Annotated in this window: 1 protein-coding gene; it reads left to right on the forward strand. The window is 70.0% G+C overall.

All coding sequences use genetic code 11. The features are described from left to right. Positions 1-126: 126 nt before the first annotated feature. Positions 127-1,446, forward strand: a complete 1,320-nt coding sequence (locus tag DWV43_RS09935) for an IS256 family transposase (RefSeq protein ID WP_233502389.1) — start codon at positions 127-129, stop codon at positions 1,444-1,446. Positions 1,447-1,506 lie beyond the last annotated feature (60 nt).

Here is a 1,506-nt window from a genome sequence, read left to right on the forward strand (position 1 = left end):
GGTAGCGCGCAGAGATGTGGTGTAAGAGGCGGGGCATGCCCCGCCTCCGCCCTTTCTTGAAAGGGAGGGGACACCGCCTAGAATTCGTCGTTGGAGTAATGAAGGTGACGAATGGAAGGAAAGGCGATGCCCCAAGAAGAGAGTGTACTGCGCCTCGGCCGCGACGAGGCCCTCGAGGCGGCGAGGCTTTGGCAGGAGTGCGGCGACGCGCGCGAGTTCGCGTGCAGGGTTCTGGGCAGCGTGATGAACGCGCTGATGGACTCCGAGGCCCAGCAGATGTGCGGCGCGAGCCGCAACGAGCGCAGCGACGGCAGGGAGAACAGCCGCAACGGCTACCGCCCCAGGTCGCTCAAGACCGCCGTGGGCGACGTGGAGCTCGAGATACCCAAGCTCAGGCACGGCACCTACTACCCCGAGGGCATGCTCGCGCGATGGTCGCGCGTCGACACCTCGGTGGCCGCCATCGTGCAGGAGATGTACGTATGCGGCGTGTCCACCCGCAAGGTCGAGCGCGTGGCGTCCAAGCTGGGCATATCCTCGCTGTCGAGCTCGGAGGTCTCGAGCCTCTGCTCCGACCTCGACGCCGAGGTGGCGGAGTTCCGCCGCCGCGACCTGTCGGGCACGCCGTGCTGCTACCTGTGGCTCGACGCTACCTACATGAGCTGCAGGGTCGGCTCGTCGGTCGTCTCGCAGGGCGTCGTGACCGCGATCGGGCTGGGCGCCGACGGGCGCAAGCACTTCCTGGGCTGCGACGTGGTCGACACCGAGAGCGAGGACTCCTGGGCGGCATTCCTCGGCGGGCTGCGCGAGCGCGGGCTGGCCGGCGTTCGCCTCGTGGTCTCCGACAGCCACGCCGGGCTCGTGGCCGCCGTCTCGCGCCTGTTCCAGGGCTGCGCCTGGCAGCGCTGCGTGACGCACCTGCAGCGCAACCTCCAGAGCGCCTGCTCGGGCAGGCCCGAGGACTCCAAGGCGGCCGTCAGGGACCTCGTGCACGCCGCGGTCTACCAGGACGACCCCGACCTCGCGCGCTGCGTGTGGGCCGAGGCGGCGCCCTGGGTGGCGTCGGTGTCCGCCAGGGCCGGCGAGGTCTTCGAGCAGGCCGAGGACTCCGCGCTGGCGTTCACGGCCTTCCCCAGGGCGCACTGGGCCAAGCTCCGCACCAACAACGTCCAGGAGCGCGCCAACCGCGAGATCAAGCGCCGCTACAGGGTCGTGCAGTCCTTCCCCTCGAGGGAGTCGATGCTGCGCCTGACGTGCGCGAGCCTCATGGAGACCGAGGGGCAGTGGTCCCAGCAGCGCGTGTTCTCCGAGGCCTCGGCCGCCGAGGGCTTCGCCGAGCCCGCGGACAGGCCGGCCCCGACAGAGGGGAGGCGCCGCGCGCTCGGGCGGCGCGCCAGGGAGATAGTGGACGAGATAGTCGAGAGGCGCGGTCTCAAGAAGGAGTAACATCGGGACTTGCAGCGACGGACCTCGGGACGCTCTTACACCACGTCTGCGCGCGCCACC

It is taken from the genome of Collinsella sp. AF05-9, assembly GCF_003465595.1.
Lineage (GTDB): Bacteria > Actinomycetota > Coriobacteriia > Coriobacteriales > Coriobacteriaceae > Collinsella.